This window comes from Tunicatimonas pelagia (genome assembly GCF_030506325.1).
Taxonomy (GTDB): domain Bacteria; phylum Bacteroidota; class Bacteroidia; order Cytophagales; family Cyclobacteriaceae; genus Tunicatimonas; species Tunicatimonas pelagia.
This window is the reverse complement of the sequence record NZ_CP120683.1, coordinates 4849330-4873425: the sequence shown is the minus strand read 5'-3', so window position 1 is coordinate 4873425 and position 24096 is coordinate 4849330. Positions and strand designations below refer to the sequence as shown.

17 protein-coding genes are annotated in these 24096 nt (G+C 44.9%); 14 read left to right on the top strand and 3 right to left on the bottom strand.

The features are described from left to right. Positions 1 to 3 precede the first annotated feature (3 nt). From P0M28_RS20825 to P0M28_RS20780, 10 genes are all read left to right on the top strand, one after another. Positions 4 to 2616 carry an FtsX-like permease family protein gene (locus P0M28_RS20825; protein WP_302204824.1) on the top strand — a complete coding sequence of 871 codons (2613 nt, stop codon included), beginning with the start codon at positions 4 to 6 and terminating at the stop codon, positions 2614 to 2616. 18 nt (positions 2617 to 2634) lie between these two features. Then, entirely contained in the window at positions 2635 to 3369 is a 735-nt protein-coding gene (locus P0M28_RS20820; protein ID WP_302204823.1) for a hypothetical protein, read from the top strand. 54 nt (positions 3370 to 3423) lie between these two features. Continuing rightward, the gene (locus tag P0M28_RS20815; RefSeq protein ID WP_302204798.1) at positions 3424 to 6126 is read left to right on the top strand and encodes an ABC transporter permease; all 2703 of its coding nucleotides are present in this window, start codon (positions 3424 to 3426) and stop codon (positions 6124 to 6126) included. Next, a complete protein-coding gene (locus tag P0M28_RS20810; RefSeq protein WP_302204797.1) occupies positions 6126 to 8783 on the top strand; it encodes an ABC transporter permease in 2658 nt (885 codons plus the stop codon). The genes P0M28_RS20815 and P0M28_RS20810 overlap by 1 nt, the downstream gene beginning before the upstream one ends. After that, a complete protein-coding gene (locus tag P0M28_RS20805; protein WP_302204796.1) occupies positions 8776 to 11403 on the top strand; it encodes an ABC transporter permease in 2628 nt (875 codons plus the stop codon). Before P0M28_RS20810 ends, P0M28_RS20805 begins: the two co-directional genes overlap by 8 nt. Then, on the top strand, positions 11396 to 14026 hold the full coding sequence (locus P0M28_RS20800) for an ABC transporter permease (RefSeq protein WP_302204794.1): 2631 nt from the start codon (positions 11396 to 11398) through the stop codon (positions 14024 to 14026). The genes P0M28_RS20805 and P0M28_RS20800 overlap by 8 nt, the downstream gene beginning before the upstream one ends. A gap of 281 nt (positions 14027 to 14307) precedes the next feature. Continuing rightward, positions 14308 to 14730, top strand: a complete 423-nt coding sequence (locus tag P0M28_RS20795) for a hypothetical protein (protein ID WP_302204793.1) — start codon at positions 14308 to 14310, stop codon at positions 14728 to 14730. A 222-nt stretch (positions 14731 to 14952) separates the two neighbouring features. Beyond that, positions 14953 to 15690, top strand: coding sequence for an SDR family NAD(P)-dependent oxidoreductase (locus tag P0M28_RS20790; protein ID WP_302204792.1), 738 nt, complete (start codon positions 14953 to 14955; stop codon positions 15688 to 15690). Positions 15691 to 15995: 305 nt separating this feature from the next. Then, positions 15996 to 16931, top strand: coding sequence for a GNAT family N-acetyltransferase (locus tag P0M28_RS20785; RefSeq protein ID WP_302204791.1), 936 nt, complete (start codon positions 15996 to 15998; stop codon positions 16929 to 16931). Next, a complete protein-coding gene (locus P0M28_RS20780; protein WP_302204789.1) occupies positions 16925 to 17830 on the top strand; it encodes a glycosyltransferase family 2 protein in 906 nt (301 codons plus the stop codon). Before P0M28_RS20785 ends, P0M28_RS20780 begins: the two co-directional genes overlap by 7 nt. Here the strand turns inward: P0M28_RS20780 and P0M28_RS20775 are convergent. Together P0M28_RS20775 and P0M28_RS20770 are read right to left on the bottom strand one after the other, a co-directional pair. Continuing rightward, positions 17802 to 18734 (bottom strand): sulfotransferase family protein, encoded by a 933-nt coding sequence (locus P0M28_RS20775; RefSeq protein ID WP_302204787.1) that lies wholly within the window; start codon positions 18732 to 18734, stop codon positions 17802 to 17804. The genes P0M28_RS20780 and P0M28_RS20775 overlap by 29 nt on opposite strands. A 147-nt stretch (positions 18735 to 18881) precedes the next feature. Further along, the gene (locus tag P0M28_RS20770) at positions 18882 to 19406 is read right to left on the bottom strand and encodes a hypothetical protein (protein WP_302204785.1); all 525 of its coding nucleotides are present in this window, start codon (positions 19404 to 19406) and stop codon (positions 18882 to 18884) included. A gap of 111 nt (positions 19407 to 19517) precedes the next feature. Between P0M28_RS20770 and P0M28_RS20765 the strand changes: the two genes are divergently transcribed. From P0M28_RS20765 to P0M28_RS20755, 3 genes are all read left to right on the top strand, one after another. Continuing rightward, a complete protein-coding gene (locus tag P0M28_RS20765; RefSeq protein ID WP_302204783.1) occupies positions 19518 to 20162 on the top strand; it encodes a hypothetical protein in 645 nt (214 codons plus the stop codon). Further along, complete coding sequence (gene yihA / locus P0M28_RS20760) at positions 20159 to 20752, top strand: ribosome biogenesis GTP-binding protein YihA/YsxC (RefSeq protein WP_302204781.1); 594 nt, start codon at positions 20159 to 20161, stop codon at positions 20750 to 20752. The genes P0M28_RS20765 and yihA overlap by 4 nt, the downstream gene beginning before the upstream one ends. Positions 20753 to 20957: 205 nt before the next feature. Beyond that, a complete protein-coding gene (locus P0M28_RS20755) occupies positions 20958 to 21437 on the top strand; it encodes a DUF5606 family protein (protein WP_302204780.1) in 480 nt (159 codons plus the stop codon). Positions 21438 to 21506: 69 nt separating this feature from the next. On the opposite strand, the gene P0M28_RS20750 is transcribed toward P0M28_RS20755, so the two are convergent. Further along, a complete protein-coding gene (locus P0M28_RS20750) occupies positions 21507 to 22961 on the bottom strand; it encodes an NADP-dependent isocitrate dehydrogenase (protein WP_302204779.1) in 1455 nt (484 codons plus the stop codon). A 297-nt stretch (positions 22962 to 23258) separates the two neighbouring features. On the opposite strand from P0M28_RS20750, the gene P0M28_RS20745 reads away from it, so the two are divergent. After that, positions 23259 to 24044: an enoyl-CoA hydratase/isomerase family protein gene (locus P0M28_RS20745; RefSeq protein WP_302204778.1), complete on the top strand. Its 786-nt coding sequence runs from the start codon at positions 23259 to 23261 to the stop codon at positions 24042 to 24044. The last annotated feature ends 52 nt before the right edge of the window (positions 24045 to 24096 follow it).

The following is a 24096-nucleotide window of genomic DNA, read 5'->3' as shown; positions in this document are numbered from 1 at the left end:
AAGATGAGTAAGCGGAATAGTTATACTAAGAAAATGCCCCCGAAGTTGGCTATCCGCTTTCTGCGCTGGTACTGCCGCCCTGAGTTAGTAGACGAGGTAGAAGGAGACTTATACGAACTTTTTCAGCGAAGGATAGAAACAGAGGGGCTGCAACGAGCGAGGCTACGCTACTGGCTCAATGTATTGATGTTTTTTCATCCTGACTATATCAAAAAAAGAAAGAGTTATCATACCAATCATACTGCTATGTTACGACACAATTTTTTAATTGCCTTTAGAAATTTTCAACGTCACCGAAGTACGTTCTTTATTAATCTGGTTGGCCTCTCATCCGGCTTGGCTTGTGCGCTACTTATCTTCATGTGGGTGAACGATGAAATTGGCGTCGATAAGTTTCATGAAAAAGATGCTCAGCTCTTTCAACTACTGGAGCAGGGCAAAAATTCAGAAGGAGTGTGGGTGGGAGAGTATACTTCAGGGTTGATGGCTGAGACTCTCGCCGAAGAAGTACCTGAGGTAGAATATGCTGTGGCTACTCGCCTTCGAGAGAAAGGGGTTATACTCTCAATAGATGATAGATACGTACGGGCTGCAGCTCTGTTCGCTAGTGAAGACTTCTTCAACACATTCTCTTTTGACTTGATGCAAGGCAATCGGGATCAGGTGCTGGCCGACAAAAATTCCGTCGTGATCTCGGAAAGACTGGCGATAAATTTATTCAATACGACCGAAAATATCGTTGGCAAAACCGTCAACTTTCAGGATGACCAGCCATTCCAGGTTGCTGGAGTGTTTGCTGATGTACCGGCTAATTCTTCTCTCCAATTTGACTTTGTTTTATCGTTTGAGAAATTCAAAGAAATTGAGCCTAATACACTAGACTGGAACTTCAACACCACGAAGGTGTATACGGTGCTGCAAGAAACAGCGAGCGTTCAAGAATTTAGGAGCAAAATTGCTGGCTTTTTAAAAGACAAGCGCAATAATTCTAACAGCACTTTATTGGCTCGTCCTTTTTCGGATGGTTATCTGTACGGTAACTATGAAAACGGAAAGCAAATTAGGGGGCGAATAGAATACGTACGTCTATTTTCCATCATCGCCGTTTTTATTCTCCTAATTGCCTGCATTAATTTCATGAATCTGGCCACGGCTAAAGCTTCGCGAAGATTGAAGGAGATTGGAGTAAAAAAAGCCATTGGTGCTAAGCGGAAAACACTCATATTTCAATACTTGAGCGAGTCACTATTGATGGCTTCAGCATCTCTACTGATTGCTATACTGCTGGTCTTACTATTTCTTCCCCAATTTAATGAGATTACCGGAAAGCAACTTAGTCTTAACTTAGACGTTGCCCTAGTCGGAACAATCGTTGGCATCGTCCTATCTACGGGGCTGATAGCTGGTAGTTACCCCGCCTTTTACTTATCAGGACTCGATTCGGTGACCATGATGCGGGGACACACGTTAGGGACACTTCGCAACGCCGCAAAAGGGCAGTGGGCCAGAAGAGGCCTAGTTATATTTCAGTTTGCCTTATCTGTGCTGCTCATTGTATCAGTAGTGGTTGTGTACCAACAGATAGATTTTGTGCAAACAAAAAATCTGGGATACGAAAAAGATAACGTTCTCTACTTTGATATAGAAGGAAGAGTAGGCGAACAATTGGAAACATTTCTTTCCGAACTAAGAAGTGTACCTGGCGTGATGAATGCCGCCAGTATTGGACAGAGTATTGTCGATGGCAGTAATAGTTTTTCCATTGACGACTGGCCCGGGAAACCAGAAGATGTCAATTTCCCAAGCTTCGAGATGCGTCCGGTTACCTATGACTTACTGGAAACATTAGGTGTCGAGATGGCTACCGGACGAGTTTTTTCCTCAGAATTCAGTTCGGAAGGTTCAAAAATCATCTTTAATCAAGCGGCTATTAATATGATGGGGTTGAGTGATCCTATCGGAGAAGTTATTAGAATTGGGCAAACCGAACTAGAGATCATTGGGATCACCAAGAATTTTCATTTTAGATCATTACACGAAGAGGTTAGCCCATTATTTTTTGTTTTGCGGCCATCGTGGACCCATCAAGTAGTAGCTAAGATTGAGGCCGGAAGGGAACGTGAAGCTATTGATCGCCTTCAAGAATTTTATCAGGCTTACAATCCTAGATACTCGTTTAGTTACCAGTTTTTGGATGAGGATTACCAAGCACTCTATGCTGCCGAGCAGCGCGTCTCTAACTTATCCAAGTACTTTGCCGGTATTGCCATTATTATTTCATGTTTAGGCTTGTTTGGTTTAGCCACTTTTACAGCCGAAAGGAGACTGAAAGAAATTGGAATTCGCAAAGCACTAGGAGCTAGTAATTTTCGTATTGTTCGCCTCTTATCTGCTGAATTTACCCAGATGGTTCTAATTGCCATTCTCATTGCTTTACCCATCAGTTATTTCATCGTTCAGCAATGGCTCAATGATTTTGCCTTTAGCATTGATTTACGGTGGTGGTACTTCGCTGGTGCCGGATTAATTGCGTTACTCACTGCTTGGTTTACGGTAGGATTTCAGACTATTAAAGCCGCGAGAGTAAATCCAGTACAGTGTCTTAAGAATGAGTAACAAGTAACATTTAAAACTATGAAACACCTAACCCTCATTTTAACGTTGATCATCGCTAGCCCAACCATTGTATGGTCACAGGCTGATGTGAATAACCTCAATGTATTCGTAGATATTGCCCACGGACAAAGGTTCTGGAACGATCCTGCCAATATGGTGAAAAGTGCGGGCGAAGATGCAGCAAGAGCGCAGTACCTGACTAACCAGTTGAAAGCAACCGCTTCTTCATTAAGTGCTTCCGTTAACTATGTTAAATCTGAAATCACCCCTGAGGTACTAGCTAATAGCAATTTACTGTTCATTCACTCTCCTTCTGCTCAGTATAGCGACAATGAGGTTGCTACCATTGAGCAATACGTCCAGCAGGGTGGCTCACTATTTTTGGTATTAGATGTTGATTACTGGTCTACGCTCGAGCAAACAAACGTCAATGACATTATTAAGCCGTTTGATATTCAGTTTGGCGAAGACAGTTCGGATACTCTATCTGGCGGATACGCTACTCCGAGTGTGGTGGTTTCCGAAAAAATGGACGTGATCTACCACGGGGGAAGGCTACTGAACGGGGGCACTCCCTTCTGCTTTAACCAACAATCCGACGAAGCTTTTGGCACTTATAAAGTCACTGAGAGTGGAGGAAAGATTATCGTGATGGGTGATGGTATGGCTTCTCTATACATGACCGAGTGGAAAGGAGTGAATTATCCAAGTCAGCAGTTTATGTCCGAGGTGATTCGGTGGCTTTTACAGTAACATACTTTCAACGAATAGAAGTCTATTCAACGCACTTCAGATGTAGCCCACTGCATGAGCCATTCCGACATTACCCCAGAAAACGACGCATTACCTCCCAAGAGAGCCACCCGCTTCTTGCGTTGGTACTGCCGACCGGAGCTACTGGATGAAGTGGAAGGCGACTTGTACGAATTATTTCGGCGAAGAGTGAAATCAAAAGGAATGTGGAAAGCGCAAGTGCTCTACTGGCTCAATGTACTGATGTTTCTGCATCCTGATTATATCCGAAAACGAAAACAGTATCCTACTAATCATATTGCTATGCTCAGAAATTATCTTAAAGTCGCCCTGCGAGGATTTGTCAAACGGAAAGGTTCCGCTCTACTTAACACCACTGGATTAGCTATCGGATTGGCTTCAGCCATTCTGATTTTCCTGTACACGCAGGACGAGTTAAGTTACGATACGATCCACCCGGCCCCAGACCTAACCTTCGGTATTGGAGAGGAATTTACTAATGAGCAGGGGGAGAAAGCAATCTACGGTGCCGTACCCTCCGGCTGGTCGCAACTGCTAAAAGAGCAGATACCCGAAGTAACCGATGTGTTTCGTTACCTTTCTCTGGGATTTCCCTACAGTATGAGAAATCCAGAGGAAGACAAAACGTTGCTGACGCAGGATGGCGAAGTGTTTTTGGTAGAGCAATCGTATCCTCAAGTCATGTACTTTCCGCTGCTGCAAGGCGACCAGGACCAGGTTTTCTCCCAACCTAATAGTGTGGTACTGTCCGAGACAGCCGCCCAACGCCTATTTGGCGATACTGACGTGGTAGGGTATGATCTGGAGATGAAGCATATTTTCATTACCGACCAATACGTAACACTCACCGTCACCGGGGTAATGAAAGACTACCCTAGTAACGTACTGATGCAGCCTGACTACCTGATTCCTATCGAGATCATGAATATTGCTCAGGAAACCTTCGGAATACCCATGAGCGAGTTCTTATCGGGAATGGATAAGTACTACGTACCCACCTACATTCGTCTGGCCGAAGGAGTCGATGTCAACCAGGTACAGGCCGGGCTAGACCGGATTGTTCGCGAACATCTGGCTGATCAGGCCCATCAACACGCCCCTTTTCTACGAAACATCACCGACTTTCACTTTGACAGCGAAACCGACTGGTCGTGGTGGGACGCTACGGCCGACATTGACTACGTGATTATTTTTAGCTCTATTGGACTGCTTATTCTGCTGATTGCCAGCATCAATTATATGAACTTAGCCACAGCTAAGTCAATGATGCGCTCCAAGGAAGTAGGCGTACGTAAGTCGCTGGGCAGCAGTCGGCGCGCACTGATGGTGCAGTTTCTACAAGAATCTTTGCTTGTTACTCTGGTAGCACTGCTGCTTGCCTTGGTGCTGGTTGCCTTTGCTCTACCAACCTTTAACAATCTAGCTGACAAGCAGTTCACAGTGGCTTCGCTGGGGCAGATTAACATTCTGATCGGGTTGGTGCTTATCTGGTTGAGCATGGCCTTTGTGGCAGGTAGCTATCCGGCTATCTTTCTATCGGGGTTTAAACCAGTGGCGGTGCTGAAGGGCAAACTCACGCTCAGCAAAGGACCAACCTACTTCCGCCGTGCCTTAGTAATTTCTCAGTTTGCTGTTTCGGTATTGTTAATTGTAAGCACCGGGGTTGTACTTCAGCAGATGAATATGCTGCAAAGCACCAAGTTGTACGAGCAAGCCGACCGGATTGTATCAGTGCGTTTCGGCGGAGGCATTGCTCCAATAGAACGGTTTGAGGCACTCCGAAATGAGATACTCGCTGATCCTGGTATCACGGACGTAACGCTAGCGGGTCACTTGCCCCAGCGACAAGGTTTTATGGGACTGGATGCTTTTTTTACAGTTCCCGAACTAAGCGGCGAACAGGTATATCGATGGGACCGACTGAATGGTGATTATGATTTTCCTGAAGTGTTCGATCTGGAACTGGTAGCCGGACGAAGCTTTGATCGCCAAAACGTGGCTGATTCTAACAATTACATGCTTAACGAAGCGGCAGCACGCAGTCTCAACAAGACTCCTGAGGAGTTGATTGGTCTTACGCTATCGGATACGGCGACCAACCAAACCGGTCAGATTGTCGGAGTGGTAAAAGATTTTCCCTACGAGTCGATTCATACTGCTATTAAGCCGGTAGCTATTCTGGGAAAACCGCACCCCAGCAATCAGATTCTGTACGTGAAGCTGCCTGCCGATGATCTACCGGAAAAGTTAGCCAACCTAGAGGCTGCCTGGAAAGAAGTGCTTCCCGGAGTAGGCTTTGACTACTGGTTTCTGAGTGATGAATTTGGTCGGATGTATTACGCCGAACTTAAGATGGCCAACCTCGTCCGGCTCTTTTCGGTACTAGCGGTATTCATTGCTTGCTTAGGACTGTATGGGTTGGCCTCGTACACTGCTGAACAGAAGACCAAGGAGATCGGCATTCGGAAGGTGCTAGGAGCCACTGTGCCGCAAATCCTGGTTATGCTGGTGAACAACTTCCTAAAAATGATTCTGATCGCCTGCCTGATTGCTTTACCACTAGGGTACTTTCTGATGCAGGACTGGCTTCAGAACTTTGTCTATCGGATCGATATGGGTTGGATGATCTTCGCGCTTTCGGTCGCCATCATCGTAGGACTCACCCTGCTCACCGTAGCTTACGAAAGCATCAAGGCATCTACGGTTGATCCGGCTAAATCATTAAAGTACGAGTAGTGAAGAGGCCCCCACATGCTGCTACCATTTTTCTGCGCTGGTACTGCCGCTCGGAGTTGCTCGATGAAGTAGAAGGGGACTTGTACGAACTCTTTCAACGGCGAGTGGAAACGAAAGGGTTACAACGAGCGCAGCTACGCTACTGGCTCAACGTATTGATGTTCTTTCATCCTGATTATATCCGAAAACGAAAATATTACCCTACCAATCATACCGCTATGCTTAGAAACTATTTCCACATCACTTTTCGCCAGTTGCAAAAGCACAAAGCTTTTTCGGTGATTAACCTGTCAGGACTGGCTTTGGGTATGGCTGCTTTCATCCTGATCCTGGAATATGTCGGTTATCAGCAGAGTTTCAACCGCTTTCATACGCAACTGCCCAATCTGTACCGGGTGTTATTTCAGAAAGAAGGGCAGCCAAGTATGGAGGTCATCTCGCCCGGGGTGGCTGCTTTCAGCCAAGAAAATTTTCCGGAGGTAGCCGACTTTTGCCGCCTCGCCCAAGGCGTTGCCCGGGGGACGGTCACGTATTACGACGATAGCCTGGGTCAGTACCTGCAATCGCACTTGGAAGCGGAGCCTATCGCGTATGCCGACGGTAGCTTCTTTCGTATGTTTTCGTTTCCGGTGTTGCAAGGCAGCCCGAACGCGCTGCAATCACCCAATACGATTGCCCTATCTCAATCGTATGCCCAGAAATATTTTGGCGACCAAGAGCCTATCGGTAAGGTGCTGACGCTGAATAATATGTTTGGCAATACGGCTTATACGGTAGGCATCGTCTACCAGGACATGCCCGAAAATTCCGATATCCGGTATGATATGCTCTTTTCTTTGCAGACATTGGCTAACCCGGCTAACCGTAATGGCAACGATTGGGCGAGGTTAGACAATGTAGATGCGCAATATGTATACACGTATTTGCTTCTCCAAGACGGCACCGACCCTAAAGCATTGCAAGGGCAACTTACCGACTATAAAATGACCTTACAGCCGGATGACGAGGATCTCATTCGCCTGCAGCCTTTCCGATATGTCCATTTGGCTCAATCCCTGGGCGATGCCGATCCTACGTTTGGCAAGCTGCCCTTTGTGTATATGCTGAGCGGTATTGCTTTGTTGATCTTACTCATTGCCTGGCTCAACTATATCAATCTTTCTACGGCTGGTGCGATGAAGCGGGCCAAAGAAGTAGGCGTTCGCAAAGTCGTAGGAGCTCGGCGGAAGCAGTTGATCGGGCAATTTTTGGGAGAATCTTTTCTATTGAACAGCCTGGCGTTCGGACTGGCTTTGCTACTTGTTATGCTCGTTCAGGATTATTTCAACCAACTCACCGGGCAAACGCTTTCGCTGGCCAGCCTGGCGCCGCAACATGATTGGATGTTAGGCGTCTTGTTGCTGTTGGCCGGCTCTGTGGCATCAGGCAGCTATACTGCTTTTGTACTATCTTCCTTCAAGCCACTCCGGGTACTGAAAGGCGCACTGGGCCAAGCCGGCAAGGGGGTGCTGCTTCGCCGGGTACTGGTAGTTTTCCAGTTCTCGGTTTCAGTGATACTTATGATCGGTACGTTGGTGCTGTTTCGTCAGTTGCAGTTTATGCAAAATCGCGATTTACATATGGACATGGAGCAACTGCTTACTTTTTATGCGCCTTCGGTAGGCAAAGACGATTCATTTGCGCAGCGAACCGCCTCTTTCCAAAACGAACTGGAACAATTGTCTTTTGTGCAGAACTATACCAACAGCGGCAGCGTACCGGGTATGTATTACAACTTCAGTACGTCGGGCGTGACTAGCCTTCATCCGGCACCGGAAGATGAGAAGAAGGTGTATGATTTTCTGAATATTGATCATCGTTACTTAGATACCTACGACATTACGCTCATCGCCGGAAAAAACTTTACGCCACAAATGTGCGAAAGCCCGCCCGATCAGGTAGACCAGGTGATGGTAAACGAAAAAGCGGCACTGGAACTTGGCTTTGCCTCCGCCCAGGAAGCCATTGGACAAAAGATACTGTACGGCAGAGAACGAGAGATTATCGGTGTGGTGCATGATTATAACCATCAGTCGCTCAAAAAGGCCATCACTCCTATGATCTTCATGCCGCGTAATAATGGCGTATTCTTTACGGTGCGACTCACCACAGACCAGCTACCGGCTAAGGTTAGCGAACTGGAACAGCGCTTTGAAGAATATTTTCCGGGCAACCCCTTTGAGTTCTTTTTCGCCGATGAACGCTACAACCAACAATATCAGGCGGAGCAGCAATATCAGCAGGTGTTTACGGCAGCCTCCGGTCTGGCTATCTTTATCGCTTGTCTGGGATTGTTCGGACTGGCTACCTTTACGGCACAGCAACGGGTCAAAGAGATTAGTATCCGTAAGGTATTAGGTGCTTCGGTCAGTAGCATTGTAAGGTTGGTTTCCAAAGACTTTTTGTGGTTGATTATGATTGCCAACCTGTTTGCCTGGCCCTTAGCCTGGTGGGCAGCCCGGCACTGGCTGCAAGACTTTGCCTACCAGGCTGAGTTGGGCTGGTGGATTTTTGTCCTGGCCAGTGGAGCAGCATTGTTGATCGCCATTGCTACCATCAGCTTCCAATCCATCAAAGCCGCCTTGGCCAATCCGGTAGATTCTCTGCGCAATGAGTAAGGACAGCAAAGATAGTAAATCCCCACCCCGCTTAGCTACTCGCTTCCTCCGCTGGTACTGCCGCTCAGAGCTACTAGATGAAATAGAAGGGGATTTGTATGAGCTGTTTCAGCGACGAGTAGAAGCGAAAGGACTTCGACGAGCGCAGTTACGCTACTGGCTCAATGTGTTAATGTTCTTTCACCCTGACTATATCCGAAAACGAAAACAATATAACTCAATTAATCACACTGCCATGTTTAGAAGCTATCTGAAAGTTACCGCCCGCAATGCGGTGAAGCATAAATTTTACGCAACCATTAACGTGTTAGGCTTAGCCATCGGTATGACCTGCTGCTTGCTGATCTTTCTCTATGTCAACCATGAATTAAGCTATGATAACTTCCATTCTAAAGCGGATCGCACCTACCGAGTCGTGGTTGATATTAAAACTCCTACAGAGATCATCTACGAGAAAGGTACTTCATCTCCTATGGCAGCTTATATGAAGACTGACTTTCCCGAAGTAGAAAATATGGTGCGCATAGATGACGCTGCATTTCTTTTGCAAACGGATGATAAAACGTTTGAGGAAGATGAAGCGATGCTGGTGGACTCTACCTTTTTTGATGTTTTTAGCTTCACATTACTACAAGGCAATCCGAAAACTGCATTAAAAGAGCCATTTAGCATCGTGCTAACGGAAAAAGGTGCTCAGAAGTATTTTGGCAATGAAGACCCACTAGGTCAACAGTTGCTGATAGAGCAAGAGTATAATTGCACTGTAACCGGAGTGATGCGAGATATACCCAAGAACTCAAGTTTTGACGCTCAAGTGTTTCTTTCGCTCTCTAGTGAGCTAGAAGAACTTAACCCTACTCGATCGGAGCAGTGGGGTAATTTCGGCTACACTTCGTACGTACAATTATCTGAGGGAGCTGATCCGAAAGTGCTAGAAAGTAAACTGCCCAACTTTCTATCAAAGTACATCAGCGAGGATAACCTTAATAATGGAATGAACTACACATTGTTTCTAGAACCATTATCGAAAGTTTACTTCTCGGATCGGGGCGGATTTATCATCGGTAGTTTAACCAACGTGAGAATATTCTCAGCGATTGCCGTTTTCATCCTGTTGATTGCCTGTATTAATTTCATGAATCTGGCTACGTCCCGGGCTACCGAGCGAGCTAAGGAAGTGGGTATTAGAAAAGTAGCAGGTGCGGTTCGTCGTCAGCTAACTACGCAATTTCTCCTGGAGTCGGTGCTGCTTAGCCTGACGGCTTTTGCAATAGCACTACTTTTAGGTGAGGTGTTACTGCCTACTTTTAATCAGTTAGCAGGTAAGACCGTAGCCGATAGTGTTTTTCAGGAGACCTACTATCTACCCATTTTTACGGTGTTCACACTGATGATTGGTTTACTGGCCGGTATCTATCCAGCACTTGTGCTTTCTGGTTTCGGTTCAGCTACTATTTTGAAGGGACGTTTCAGTAGCAGTCAGCGAGGGATTGTACTACGAAAAGTGCTAGTGGTTGCCCAATTTGCCATTTCTATTGTACTAATTGCTGGTACAATGGTAGTATACGCTCAATTAGACTTCATGAAAAGCCAGTCACTAGGATTTAAAAAAGATCAGATGTTAGTGATTGATTTCCGAGGTGACCCAGCCGTACAAAAGAATATAGAAGCGATTAAACAGCAGCTCAGTGGACACCCGTCCGTGCAATCTCTATCTACCTCATCCAGTGTGCCCGGCCGGGCCAACAACCACGCGTTTACCGAAATAGAAAATCCTGATGGCGACATGCAAGCCACCAATGTCAACCAGTTCTACGTAGACCATAACTTTCTCAGTCATTACGAAATAGAGCTTACTGCGGGTCGGTACTTCTCACCGGAGTTTGCAACCGATAGCTCTACATTGATCATAAATGAGGCTTTGGCAAAAAGTTGCGGCTATGCTAAGTCAGAAGATATTATCGGAAAGCGTTTCTCGCAATGGGGAGTAGAAGGAGAAATTGTGGGAGTAGTACAAGACTACCATTTCCGCTCACTACAAGAAAATGTAAAGCCCATGACTATTCGCTGGGTACCTTATGTTTCTCAGTATATTTCGCTCAACCTACGTAGCGAAAACTTGTCTGCGACAGTATCTGAATTAGAACAGCAATGGCAAGACCTGGCTCCGCAGCGTCCGTTTAACTACTTCTTCCTTGATGAAGCTTTTGACCGACAGTATCGGGCGGAAGTTCGTTTCGGGCAGCTTTTCGTCTACTTTGCGGGTTTAGCTATTTTCATCGCTTGCCTCGGATTACTGGGATTAATTTCTTATACGATTGTGCAACGTACCAAAGAAATTGGTATCCGTAAAGTGTTAGGAGCCACCGAAAGCAGTATTGTGCGTTTGTTATCCAAAGACTTTTTGGTGCTGGTGCTCATTGCTTTCATCATTGCTACTCCTATTGCGTGGTACGTGCTACAGCAATGGCTAGCCGACTTTGCCTATCGAACGCCGATGCCTTGGTGGGTATTTGCGCTGGCTGGGTTGACAGCTACATTCGTTGCAATGCTAACCGTCAGTTTCCAATCCATCAAAGCCGCTCTGGCCAATCCGGTAGATTCTCTACGCAATGAGTAAGGGTGGTAAAGATAGTAAATCCCCGCCTCTCTGGGCTACCCGCTTCCTTCGCTGGTACTGTCGCCCCGAACTGCTGGACGAGGTAGAAGGCGATCTGTACGAGTTGTTCCGACGGAGAGTGGAAGCAAAATGGCTACGACGAGCTCAATTACTTTACTGGTTCAATGTACTGATGTTTCTGCACCCTGATTATATCCGAAAAAGAAAATACTATCCTACAAATCACACCGCTATGTTCAAAAACTATTTTACCATCGCTCTCAGAAATATTCAGAAGCACCAAAGCTTTGCAGCGATCAATATTGCCGGACTTACGCTGGGTATTGCCGGAGCACTTGTTATCTTTTTGTTGGTGAGCTTTGAGCTGAGTTTCGATACCTTTCATCCTCAGGCTGATCGCATTTACCGAGTGCTAACGGGGAATCCTGATGAAGTGCGGGAGGAGGGCGATACCGGAACGCCGACCGGGCTGATGCCGGTGATAGAAAACGAATTCACTGGTATAGAGAACGTAGCCGTAGCCTACCGACTAAACCCGGCCCAAACCCAGGTTAAAATAAACGAAGAGCTGACCCGCGAGTTGCATATCTACTTTATAACTCCTTCATTCTTTGAGATCTTTCACTTCCCCTGGAAGGTAGGTGACCCGAAAAAATCGCTATCGGAATCCGGGCAGGTAGCCATTAGCGAGGCCTTAGCCGATAAGTACTTCGACGGAGATGCGCTAGGAAAACGAATGAAGTTGAATAATGAATACGATCTCATTGTGAGTGGTATTATTCAAGATACGCCACTGAACACCGACATGCCGATTGAGATAGCAGTTTCTTACGCTACCTTTCAGCAAAAAGGTGGTTACCAAGCTGAGTACGACTTAAGTACTAACTCTTACCATCACACCTACGTACTTCTCAACGAAGGCACTAATCCAAGCGAAGTAGAAACGCAGTTTCACGCCACGATTAGCAAGTACGTTAGTCAGGAAGTAGCCGATGAAAAAACTACTCATGTTTTGCAGCCTCTGTCTGAGATTCACTATAACGGCGATATAGGTAGCACGAACTTCTCTAAACGCTCTATTAGTAAGTCTACTATTACAAGTTTATCTCTTATCGGCTTTTTTCTCCTGGTAACCGCTTGCATTAACTTTGTGAATTTAGCCACTGCCCAAGCCGTAAAGCGATCCAAAGAAGTAGGCATACGCAAAGTGTTAGGAAGCACTCGCCATCAAATGATTGGTCAGTTTATGAGCGAAACGTTTACGCTCACTCTCATTGCCCTCCTTTTGGCCTATCTGATAGTTGTTATGGTTTTTCCCTACCTGCCTAACTTATTAGGAGTTACACTGGACATATCCTGGTTGTATCAACCGTTGACCTTACTCATCGCTTTCGGTATATCACTCGCAGTAGGCGTACTAGCTGGCTTTTATCCGTCTGTGGTACTGGCGCGGTTTCGTCCGGCAGCCACGCTCAAAAATACGCTGACCAATCAGCAAACTGGGGGGGTGAACTTACGCCGCGGACTCATTATTTTTCAGTTTGCTCTATCGCAAATGCTTATTATTTGCACCATTGTAGTAGTCAGTCAAATGCACTACTTCAACACCACCGCTTTAGGCTTCGACAAAGAGGCGGTAGTTGTAGTTGAAATCCCAGAAAGCAATCCCTCAACGTTGCAAGCCCTCCGAAATACTACCGCCCAGAACTCGGCTATTGAAGCGACTAGTTTCTCCCTGAACGCTCCTTCGGCTACAATTAACAAATGGTGGACAGGCTACACCTTTGAGAAAACTCCGAACGAAGAACAGTCAACCGAGATAAAGCTTATTGACGAACATTATATACATCTGTACAATATTCCGTTGTTGGCTGGTCGTAACCTACAAAGTAGTGACTCTACGCAAATATTAGTGAATGAAACCTTCCTAAAGGATAATGGTATTCAGAATCCACAAGATGCTTTGGGTACGATAGTGAGCTTCTACGGATTAAAAGCGCCGATTACTGGGGTGGTTAAGGACTTTCATTCGCTCTCGCTCCAGCAAGAGATTCCATCGGTTGTCATGGCGCGATTTCCCAATATGTTTCAACAAGCATCTTTCAAGATCAATATGCTACAAGCCTCAGAAGCTATTGCCCATATTGAGCAGCAGTGGAAAGAGATTTTTCCTGAGTACTACTTCACTTATCAGTTTTTGGATGAAGACCTGGCTACGCTGTACGAAAAAGAGCAGCGAACCTCCCGCTTACTTTCTCTCTTCGCTGGTATTGCCATTTTTATTGGCTGTCTGGGGTTATACGGACTCATTAGTTTTATCACCGCGCAGAGAACTAAGGAGATGGGCATTCAAAAAGTGCTAGGGGCTACCGTGTTACACATTGTATATCTGTTCACTAAAGATTTGCTACTGCTGGTGGGAATTGCCTTCGTGGTAGCCGCTCCACTGGGTTACTACTTTATGCAACAGTGGCTGGCTGATTTTACCTACAAAATTGACCTAGCCTGGTGGATGTTTTTAATAGCGGCATTGGTTGGTCTGCTAATCGCTTTAGTTACAGTCAGTTTCCGGTCTATTCGGGCAGCGGTGGCCAATCCAGTTGACTCACTACGGAACGAATGATGTAAGTAAAGGGTGATCAACTGCTTTGTTTCTGGGCGAAAATGATAAATACCTGATACGATCGGAGGCACCACCCGATTGAGCCTTTTGCTGCTGACTATACCGCCAAGGTACGAATGAGCAGCATCAGGACGGTTTTACGTTTAAAGAAGAAGGTTTTCTTTTGTTAGCCGGATACTATATTACACAGGTAAGCTTATCATTAAGGCTCACTTTTGCTCTTCCCCAAACCCACTACTTTTGTATTAGATTATATCATCTTCTATTTAAACAAAAGCAATATGAACACAATTACACACTGGGAACAGAAGAACGCCAAGATTGAGTATTCGCCTGAACAGCAGGTGATGCTACTCACCTGGAGCGGGTTTCAGAACTACGCAGCGCTCACCGAAGCAATGAATATGGCCTACGATCTTATTCGCCAGAAAGACTTACGCTTTTGGGTGTCTGACCATCGTAACTTAGAGGTGCTTTCTGCGGAAAATCAAAGTTGGATTAAAGAAGAGTTCGTTCCTAAACTGCTTACTACCACTCCCGTCAAACACGTTGGTATTATCGTTGGTGAGAAACATTTTACCAATGCAAGTATGAATAGTGTGGAGAAAGCAGCTAATGAGGCTAATCTGCCCGTACAAAACTTCCCCAACTTAGAAGGCACACTGGCTTGGTTTGAACGAAGCAAGTCGGCAGTTGTCTCTTAATAATAGCTAAGGATGGTATGATAGGTCGTGAGCACCCGCTCATTAAAATTTGCTCTATCCGCAGACCTACTGTGAATGCAAACTAAGTTTCTATCGTGCTATCCTTGTGATGATTTCTTAGCTGATTATGCTAATAACAAATCTAGAAATCACTGATAATTTATAGATAAATTATAAACTGTTCTGCATCTTTCTTGTTTGTTGCGTAAATATTACATACCAATGAACAATAAAGTAGCATTAGTTACCGGAGCATCTTCCGGAATTGGAAAAGCCGTAGCCCTAGCCTACGCTAAACAGGGCGCCAAAGTAGTAGTAGCCAACCGACGTAAAGAGAAGGGCGAGGAAACTGTAGCTGAAATTCGCCAAGCAGGCGGTGAGGCGGCCGCGTATGCCGTAGATATTTCAAAAGCGAATCAGGTGGAAAGCCTGATTAAATTTGTAGTTGAAAAGTACGGGCAGTTAGACTACGCCTGTAATAACGCCGGAGTTAGCGGTGACCTGGTGCCCCTGGCCGACTGCACTGAAGAAAACTGGCAGCACGTTATCCAAATTAATTTGTCGGGCATTTTTCACAGTATGAAGTACGAAATTCCCGAACTGCTTAAAACCGGAGGGAGTATTGTGAATATTACTTCGGTTATGGGGCAGTTGGGTATGCCCTACGCTGCTGCCTACTCGGCTTCTAAGCACGGTATCATCGGGCTTACAAAAAGTGCTGCTCTGGAGTATGCCGCTCAAGGAATACGAATTAACGCTTTGGGTCCGGCCTTTATTCAAACCCCACTGTTAGATGTTTTGGGCGAAGAAGCGGTAGATCAACTTCGCCAGAAACATCCTATTGGTCGGTTAGGCACCCCAGAAGAAGTAGCTGAAATGGTGATTTGGCTCAGCAGCGAAAAAGCCTCCTTTGCTACCGGAAGTTACTACCCACTTGACGGTGGCTACATGGCTCAGTAGAGATAAAGCACACTTTGCCACAATGACTAGTGAGTGATGATTAATGATGAATCAAATATCACTCACCATTCATTAACCATTATTCATTCTCCATTACTTTCCAGTACTACCTATTTTACTTCTAATTACAGAACGGCACCACTTCGCTGAATGAAGTACCTGCCGTTCTTTTTTGCTATTTTAAGTAGATTGATTATTCAAGAATATACCTCTGTTGTTCAACAGTACTGTAGGTTTGCCGTTTATTATAGAATTACGTTACCTTTAAGCATACAAATGGTAACAACTATAATATTCTAATAATTTTGCCCCTACCAAAGTTAGAATACAGTATTGGATCACGGCCTACGGGGTACTTGCTAGCTTTTGAGCCTTTTTTGTATAATCAGGAAGCATTTCTGGCACTGAAAGACTATCCAATTCAGTCGTTCTATGCTATCAATCATCAGAAGCGTAGTATTGAAGCCCGCATCCATTTCACTATCCGAGAACAACAAGATGGTACACTCCAAGCTATCAGCTTACCGGAACTTCCGTTTGGCTCACTGGAGTACAGTACTTCGCTTACCAATGAGCAGTTGTCAGATTTTTTAGCCTTTGTCCGCGAGCAATTAACTCAGCAACAGGTCAGATCAATAGAAATTAGGGATTGTATTCCGTCTTACCGTACTGATATCAAAATATTTTATCAGGTATTGCAAGAATTGGGTTTTCTTGTGAAAGATGAACAAGTGAATTACCACATCTCAGTTGATAGCTATAGCTTACTGCTCAAGATGAAGGCTGGGCAAAAAGGAAGATTAGCAAAATCTATTAAAGCTGAATTTATTGTTGTTAAAGAACCAGTTGAGAAACTGTGTGAGGTTTACCGATTCATAGAGATGAGCTACCAAACCCGTCAACGGAAACTATCGATTCCTCTACGCGACTTACAGAAGTACGCTGAGGCTTTTCCTGATCGTTATCTGCTTTTTTCAGTATGTCGTTCACAAGACCGGGTTGCCTCCTGCATTGCCGTACAGGTATCTCATTCCATCGTGTATACCTTTTACTATACAGCTTTACTTACGTATAGCTCTTATAGTCCCACTGTCTTGTTGTTATCGCATATTTACCGCTATTGTCAGTCTAACGAGCTTGCCTTATTAGATTTGGGGATTGGATCTGAATCCATCCAGAACTTCAAAAGAAGAATGGGCGGAGTAGCTTCTTATAAAAAAAGCTATCTACTAAAATGGTAGGCCAACCGTTGGTATCGGTGATCGCCCTCTGCTACAATCACGCCCAATTCTTAGAAGAAGCCTTATCTTCAATAGCTCAACAAACATATTCGGCAATAGAGGTTATTTTAGTAGATGATGCCAGCACTGATGCTAGTGTTAACCTTGCAAAAAGATACTTGGAAAAGAATCCATTTACTTACCCGATAAAGACGCTTTTTTTGTCCGAAAATGCAGGGAACTGCACCGCTTTTAACCGAGGGCTAGCTTTAGCCAGCGGTAAGTACATTATTGATTTTGCTACCGACGATAGCATGCTTCCCCAACGGATTGAACAGCAGGTGGCGTACTTTGAAAGCTTATCAAACGATTACGGAGTTGTGTTTACCGAAGCCGAGTATGTAGACGAAGGCGGAAGACACCTCTGGTACCACTACCAAGATCGCCTAAAGCACGTTCGCCCTATTCCGGTAGGTGATGTGTACGCTGACGTACTAGCTCAATATTTCATTTCGGCTCCGACTATGATGATAAGAAAACAGGTGCTAGACGAATTGGGTGGCTACGACGAACAACTGGCTTACGAAGATTTCGACTTCTGGGTGCGTTCGGCCCGAACGTGGAAGTATGCTTACCTAGACATATGTACTACGCAGGTGCGTAAACACGTAGATTCTATGTCAGCTCAACAATACCACCCCGGCGATCCGAAATTGCATTCAACGTATTTAGTTTGCCGAAAAGCCTTGAAAATGACTGAGACTACACAGGAATGTCGATCTCTACTGATGAGAATACTTTTTGAGTTAAAGCCCGCTATCTTTAAGAAACATTGGAAAACAGCTTATTTATTTAGTATTTTATTATTTAATACCATACAAAATATGATCACTAAACCAAAAACTCTTTCCACTCATTAAACTGTCGCCCCGTAGCCTTTTTAAGGTTGCTGACATCTGAATGATAGTAGTTCGCTATCCATTCTCTTGTTTCTTCATCAAAAAGTGGCGGTTCCTTAGTAGCAAACATTTTGTTTTTACTGTATTCTAATAAACGCACTACGCTTCTTCGGATAGTAATTCTGCTACGACTAGGCACTAATTCTTGATACTTCTTTTTCCACCAACTCTCGCTTTTTTCAGACATCATTTCCACTATATTCTTGTATAGCTGCGGTTTTTTTAACTGTATACTTGGGTTTAACTTGGGAATTACTACGTCTACTAAACTGGGTAAGCCTAAAAATAGGAAACAAGAAGCTATTGCTTCTTCTGGGTGTCGAGACAGCTCCTCAGTGGTAATAACATGAATAGCATCTTTTCCAAAGGCATGATAGTAGCGCTCTAGCCATTGCCCGTAGTATCCTTCCGTACAGTAAGATGCATGTATATTTTCTTTATTCTGTATAGTCGAGCTACTGCTGAATGCTTCTTTAAAACTTTTGTTCTCAAAGCCTTGGCCTACTCGATAACAGTAATGAGAGATAGCCCTATCAATAGGATTACGAAGTATGAAAATAAACTTTGGGTATTGAGTCCATACAGCTATTCGCTTAATAGCTTTTGTGCTACTCATATAGGCCACGCTAGCTTCGCCTCGATAGCGACATCCTATACCTTTTCTGAATAACGGCTCATAGTATTCGTGTAATAACTGAAAAGTGCGATCATTACTAAAAAAATGAGGTTCTTTGTCTTGCGCCATATAAATCTCCGGATGCTGATTAAGGCAGTAGTGTAAAGTAGTAGTACCTGATCTACCTGCTCCGGGGATAAACAGGTTGGGAAACCAATCTTGTATCTGAGAGGAAGAAGGTTGAGACATAACCAACAAATGAAGCGGAAAGACAAAATAGTAAAATACCACTATTCTCAATTCTGTGTAAGCTTGCTACAGCTAACATTGTTGCAGTTAATAAGTATTCCCACCTATGAAATACTAGCTGCGGCGAGTATTCTTTGACATTCAAATTTAACTCTCTTCTGGGTTACTCTCTCCATAATCTTGACCACCGACTAGTTTTTCTTTTTCAGCTTTGGTCAATTTTAAGTCACGAACAATTCGGCGAGGGGTGGGGCGAAATAGCGAGAACACAACTAGCACAATAGCGTAGACCCCGGCGAATAAATGCTCGCCCGTTAAGTACAACCCTAAAGCTGCCAGGGCGTTACTTAGCATGAAATACAGGTGTAGCTCCCGGCTTTTGTGGTAAAAAAACGCCAGTTTCTCTTGAAAAGACCAATCTGTATCTATGGTTTGTAATGCTCGTTGATAGTTGCGGTAACCTAAGAGTATAACCAACGCTGCCCCTATCATTAAAGCCAAGTGTACCCACGAAAGATATACCGTAGGCTGTAATCCACCGGCGGCTTCTTGTTGCAAATAGGCGTAGCAAAAGCCTACTAGCGGACCGGCAATTAATAAATAGAACGTAACATTCAGCCTATGAAAATACTCGTAGGCGTTTTGTAAATATTTTTTATCAGAAGCAGGCATACCAGTGTACAACAATTTGCAGCCAAAGTACGAATTCCTTTCTCAAATGGCTTATATTCGTAGCCATCATTGTATTTGTTTCTACCCTATAAAACAAACTGATACTTCTCTATGCGCTATCGGCCTGTATTGCTCAAATTTGGTTTGATTATAATGGGCTACTGGCTAGTGGGTTGTAGTACGGCAATTACTCAGCAAGCGGAGCAAATATCGGTTGAGCGGTTCGACTCACTCCGCAGCACATACTATCACCTGAACGATAGCCTGAATTATGCCTGGACTGCCGTGAAGCAGAGCGACGAGCAGAAACTACTGTATCTTAATGAACTTCTAGATGAATTAACCCATAAATCGTTGATTGGCTCTGATACCCTGGCATTGCTAGAGCAAATGGTGCAAAAGCTCCGGGCATCTCGCTTCGATTCGGTCACGATGGCCAATACCCGCCAAATTTATCAATACGATAGCCTTACCGGACAGCTAAGTGATTCGCTGCTGTCGCTCACCGACCGGATTATTGAAGTGACCGATAACCCCCGTTTGCTGTACCTAACGGATAAGATTGTGAGCGAAAACAGCGGAGTAGTACTGTACCGATTGCACTACGACAATGTAAGCCAAGCCTTCAATCGTTTTATTGAAGAAAATAAAGAACTGATGTCGTCATTAGATAGCACCGACCGCCCAGTGATTAAACGGCCGATGTTTAAGCTAGTGAGTGATCCACCGGCCAACCAGGAACCAGAAAAGCAATGAAGATTAAGCAGTCGGAGTTCGTAAAGAGTAGTGTGGAGCTCGATCAGTGTCCGGAAGGAACATTGCCGGAGTTTGCTTTTATAGGACGCTCCAACGTAGGAAAATCTTCGCTTATCAACATGCTAACCGAGCGAAGGAAGCTAGCGAAAACCTCCAATACTCCCGGTAAAACCCAAACTATCAATCACTTTCTGATTAATCAGCAATGGTACTTGGTAGACCTACCCGGTTACGGCTACGCTAAAGTAAGTAAAACTACCCGAGATGACTGGGGAAAGATGATTGAAAATTATTTACTCAATCGCCAGCAACTGGTCAACCTGTTCGTATTGATTGACTCCCGCATTCCACCCCAAAATATTGACCTGTCTTTTATTGATTGGCTCGGTCAACACGCTATTCCTTTTACTATTATTTTTACGAAGGCTGACAAGCAGAACGAGAAGAAGACCCGAAAATCTATCCGAGCCTTTCAAGAAGCGATGCGCGAAACCTGGGAAGAACTTCCCCCCATGCTAACCAGTTCATCTGTAACTAAAGCCGGACGGGAGGATATTCTAGAGTATTTAGGTGGTTTGTTGGTGCTATAGCGTTTGCGTGTTATAATGTTCTAAAATTCAGAGTCATAAGCTTTAAGTGCTATTAGCGTGAACTTTAAACTCTAAATCCAGAACAATTCAACACCCAGTACCATAACACTTCGCACTATAACACATTACCTTTATATTTGCCTTCTATTTGTAACAGAAAAGCGGTGTGCCCGTTACCTAAACGTTAATTACAGAACACTAAATTATGGATTTAAGCGAAATTGCTGCAATTGCGGGGAAAGGCGGATTATTTCACGTACTAAAGCCTTCCCGTTCCGGTATGATTGTAGAATCACTGGACGAGCAGAAGAAGAAAATGATGGTGAATATGAACCAGCGGGTCTCAGTGCTCAAAGAAGTATCTATCTACACTACTGATGCCGAGGGTGCCGTTCCGTTGGAAGATGTATTTCAAAAGATTCACGAAGAATTTGGCGACGACCCCGGCGTAGATACCTCGGACGGTGAAGAACTGAAGGCGTTCCTCAAACACGTAGTACCCGAGTACGACGAAAGTCGCGTATACGTCTCGGACATGAAAAAGCTCGTTAACTGGTACAGCATACTACTGAAATACGCCCCAGAGGCTGTTCAACCACCAGATGAGCTCCAAGAAAAAGAAAAGGGAGATTCAGAGGAAGTTGAAGTAGCCCCGGAGCCAACCACCCCAGAAGAGAATGACTAATGATAAATGAATGATAAACAAATCATCTGTCACCATTCATCCGTCATTAATCATTAGTCATCATTTCATTTATTGCCCTTGCGCTAATGAGTACGCTCGCTGGCCATCAATGTTATACAACTGCTCTGTCTTAATAAAATCGAAGTTGTTCTCGTCTAGGCGGTTCAGCAACCTAATGATTTGCTGGTGAGAAACAGTTTTACCTTCCTCCGCCACAAATCGGCAACGCCAGTGGTCAGTGCAAAACGTTTCGGGCAAACCATCAGGATATACCTTTACCCCGCGGTTAGTGATTACTCGCAGCGTAAAATCATCACCGCTAATCGCTGATAGCCCTTCGCCAATAACGTTGGGATTACGGTCACTTTCGTTCCAGTCGATGAATACATCTACCCCAACCAAATCTTTCTGGCGGTCAGGATTAGGTGGCGTACTGTAATGCAATTTTCTTCCTTTTATCTGGTGGTAATCAGCCGGATGCAGACGTTTGGGAGTTTTACCTAAATTTTTAATTATTTCTTCGGCAAAAGCCTGCGTGCCTACCAGTTCCTTACTCCTACCAATTCGGTAGATATCTGCCGTATGCACTCCTGATTCTAAGGTGTAGAGCCAAGCGTTATTAATGTGCGTTGCAACTTCTGGTTGCTCAATATGAACTAGCATCATAATAGCCGCGTTAATTAATCCCGAAGGATTAGCAACATCTTTTCCGGCAATGGTCGGGGCTGAACCATGAATAGCTTCAAACATTGCGCAGCTCTCGCCAATATTCGCCGAGCCACCCAAGCCTACTGATCCGGCAATCTGAGCTGCAATATCAGAAATAATATCGCCGTAGAGGTTAAGGGTAACAACAACGTCTAGCGTCTCGGGTTTATCCGCCAGAATAGCTGAGCCAATATCAATAATCATGTGGTCATTCTCAATATCGGGGTACTCCTTGGCTATCTCATCAAATGTTCGGTGAAACAAGCCATCGGTCAGCTTCATAATATTATCTTTAGAGAAGCAAGTCACTTTCTTGCGGTCGTAGGCTTCGGCATACTCGAAGGCATAGCGAATTATTTTCTCGCATCCGGGGCGACTCACCAATTTCAGGCACTGCACTACCTCCTCAGTCTGCTGATGCTCAATACCTGCGTACAAATCTTCCTCGTTTTCCCGCACAATCACCATATCAATTTCATCGTGGCGGGTAGGTACATACGGATTATACGATCGGCAGGGACGTACATTGGCGTACAACCCCAGTGTTTTCCGGGTAGTTACGTTCAACGATTTAAAACCTCCTCCTTGTGGAGTGGTGATAGGTGCTTTCAGAAAAACTTGGGTACTTCGTAACGAATCCCAGGAGGAAGGTTCAATACCTGAACTCACGCCCCGATGGTAGACCTGCTCCCCAATTTCAATCACCTCCGGTTCTATGGCTGCTCCCGCAGCCTCTAAAATGGCCAAAGTGGCTTTCATAATTTCTGGGCCAATTCCGTCGCCGTGAGCAACTGTAATCTTCCGTTTTTCTGACATAGTGTGTGCTTTATGAATAAGAAATATGAGTATTTATATCCAGCTTTGAGTTTGCTGAACTGAATGTAATAAGAATGGTTAACGTCGTTAGCAATCAAGATGTTTGTTTCAAATTACTAAAGCAGTTTAGCTGCATTTTATAGTAAAAAAACTGCACATATTCCAGGTTTTTGAGAATACTACCCCACCTGTTATATTTGCACCTCAAAAGCGCGAACGCTCAAACAGAGCTTCTTATAAATGTCCCTGACTGGCTTTACGGTTGCGGGCACACAGTTTACGTTTTAATAAGGTAGTATGGCAAATTATAAATATATCGACACCGAGGTGAAGGATGGTATCTTAACGCTTACCATCGATCGGGAAGATAAGCTGAATGCATTGAATAAGGCAACGCTAGAAGAAATAGGCGAAGCTTTTCAGGAAATTTACGACGATAGCGATGTAAAAGCGGTGGTTATTATCGGATCGGGCGAGCGAGCCTTTGTAGCCGGAGCCGATATTGCAGAAGTCTCTGAACTCAATGAAGTAAACGGACGCAAATTTGCCGAGGTGGGGCAAGAAGTATTTGCTTCTATCGAGAAATGTGATAAACCGGTGGTGGCTGCGGTTCACGGATTTGCCTTAGGCGGAGGCTGTGAGTTGGCGATGGCCTGCCACATCCGGATTGCTTCCCGAAGTGCTGTTTTCGGTCAGCCAGAAGTTAATTTAGGTCTGATTCCCGGATTCGGGGGAACCCAACGGCTGCCGAACTTGGTGGGCCGAGGGCGAGCTTTGGAAATAATGATGACCGGCGATACAATCTCAGCGGAGCGGGCCTACGAAATTGGTTTGGTTAATCAACTGGTAGAAGATAAAGCCGCGTTGGTAGACTACTGCGAGCGTTTACTGAAAAAAATCACTTCTAAAGCTCCACTAGCAATTGGTATGGTGGTAGACTGTGTAAACGCTGCCTACGAAGCCGAAGAGAACGGCTATCAAACCGAAGCCAATAGCTTTGCCGCCTGCTGCAAGTCGCGCGACTTTGTGGAGGGAACCCAAGCCTTCTTAGAGAAGCGCGCTCCCCAATTTACCGGCGAATAGCAAATTGCGGATTTCCCCTACGGATTGCTCAGTGGAGTTCACCTAATTCGGT

Coding starts and splice junctions, on each gene's coding strand:
- P0M28_RS20790 (WP_302204792.1), top strand. CDS start 14,953: ATGAACAATAAAGTAGCATTAGTTACCGGAGCATCTTCCGGAATTGGA.
- P0M28_RS20770 (WP_302204785.1), bottom strand. CDS start 19,406: ATGCCTGCTTCTGATAAAAAATATTTACAAAACGCCTACGAGTATTTT.
- P0M28_RS20820 (WP_302204823.1), top strand. CDS start 2,635: ATGAAACACCTAACCCTCATTTTAACGTTGATCATCGCTAGCCCAACC.
- P0M28_RS20745 (WP_302204778.1), top strand. CDS start 23,259: ATGGCAAATTATAAATATATCGACACCGAGGTGAAGGATGGTATCTTA.
- yihA (WP_302204781.1), top strand. CDS start 20,159: ATGAAGATTAAGCAGTCGGAGTTCGTAAAGAGTAGTGTGGAGCTCGAT.
- P0M28_RS20815 (WP_302204798.1), top strand. CDS start 3,424: ATGAGCCATTCCGACATTACCCCAGAAAACGACGCATTACCTCCCAAG.
- P0M28_RS20765 (WP_302204783.1), top strand. CDS start 19,518: ATGCGCTATCGGCCTGTATTGCTCAAATTTGGTTTGATTATAATGGGC.
- P0M28_RS20825 (WP_302204824.1), top strand. CDS start 4: ATGAGTAAGCGGAATAGTTATACTAAGAAAATGCCCCCGAAGTTGGCT.
- P0M28_RS20780 (WP_302204789.1), top strand. CDS start 16,925: ATGGTAGGCCAACCGTTGGTATCGGTGATCGCCCTCTGCTACAATCAC.
- P0M28_RS20775 (WP_302204787.1), bottom strand. CDS start 18,734: ATGTCTCAACCTTCTTCCTCTCAGATACAAGATTGGTTTCCCAACCTG.
- P0M28_RS20755 (WP_302204780.1), top strand. CDS start 20,958: ATGGATTTAAGCGAAATTGCTGCAATTGCGGGGAAAGGCGGATTATTT.
- P0M28_RS20795 (WP_302204793.1), top strand. CDS start 14,308: ATGAACACAATTACACACTGGGAACAGAAGAACGCCAAGATTGAGTAT.
- P0M28_RS20800 (WP_302204794.1), top strand. CDS start 11,396: ATGAGTAAGGGTGGTAAAGATAGTAAATCCCCGCCTCTCTGGGCTACC.
- P0M28_RS20805 (WP_302204796.1), top strand. CDS start 8,776: ATGAGTAAGGACAGCAAAGATAGTAAATCCCCACCCCGCTTAGCTACT.
- P0M28_RS20750 (WP_302204779.1), bottom strand. CDS start 22,961: ATGTCAGAAAAACGGAAGATTACAGTTGCTCACGGCGACGGAATTGGC.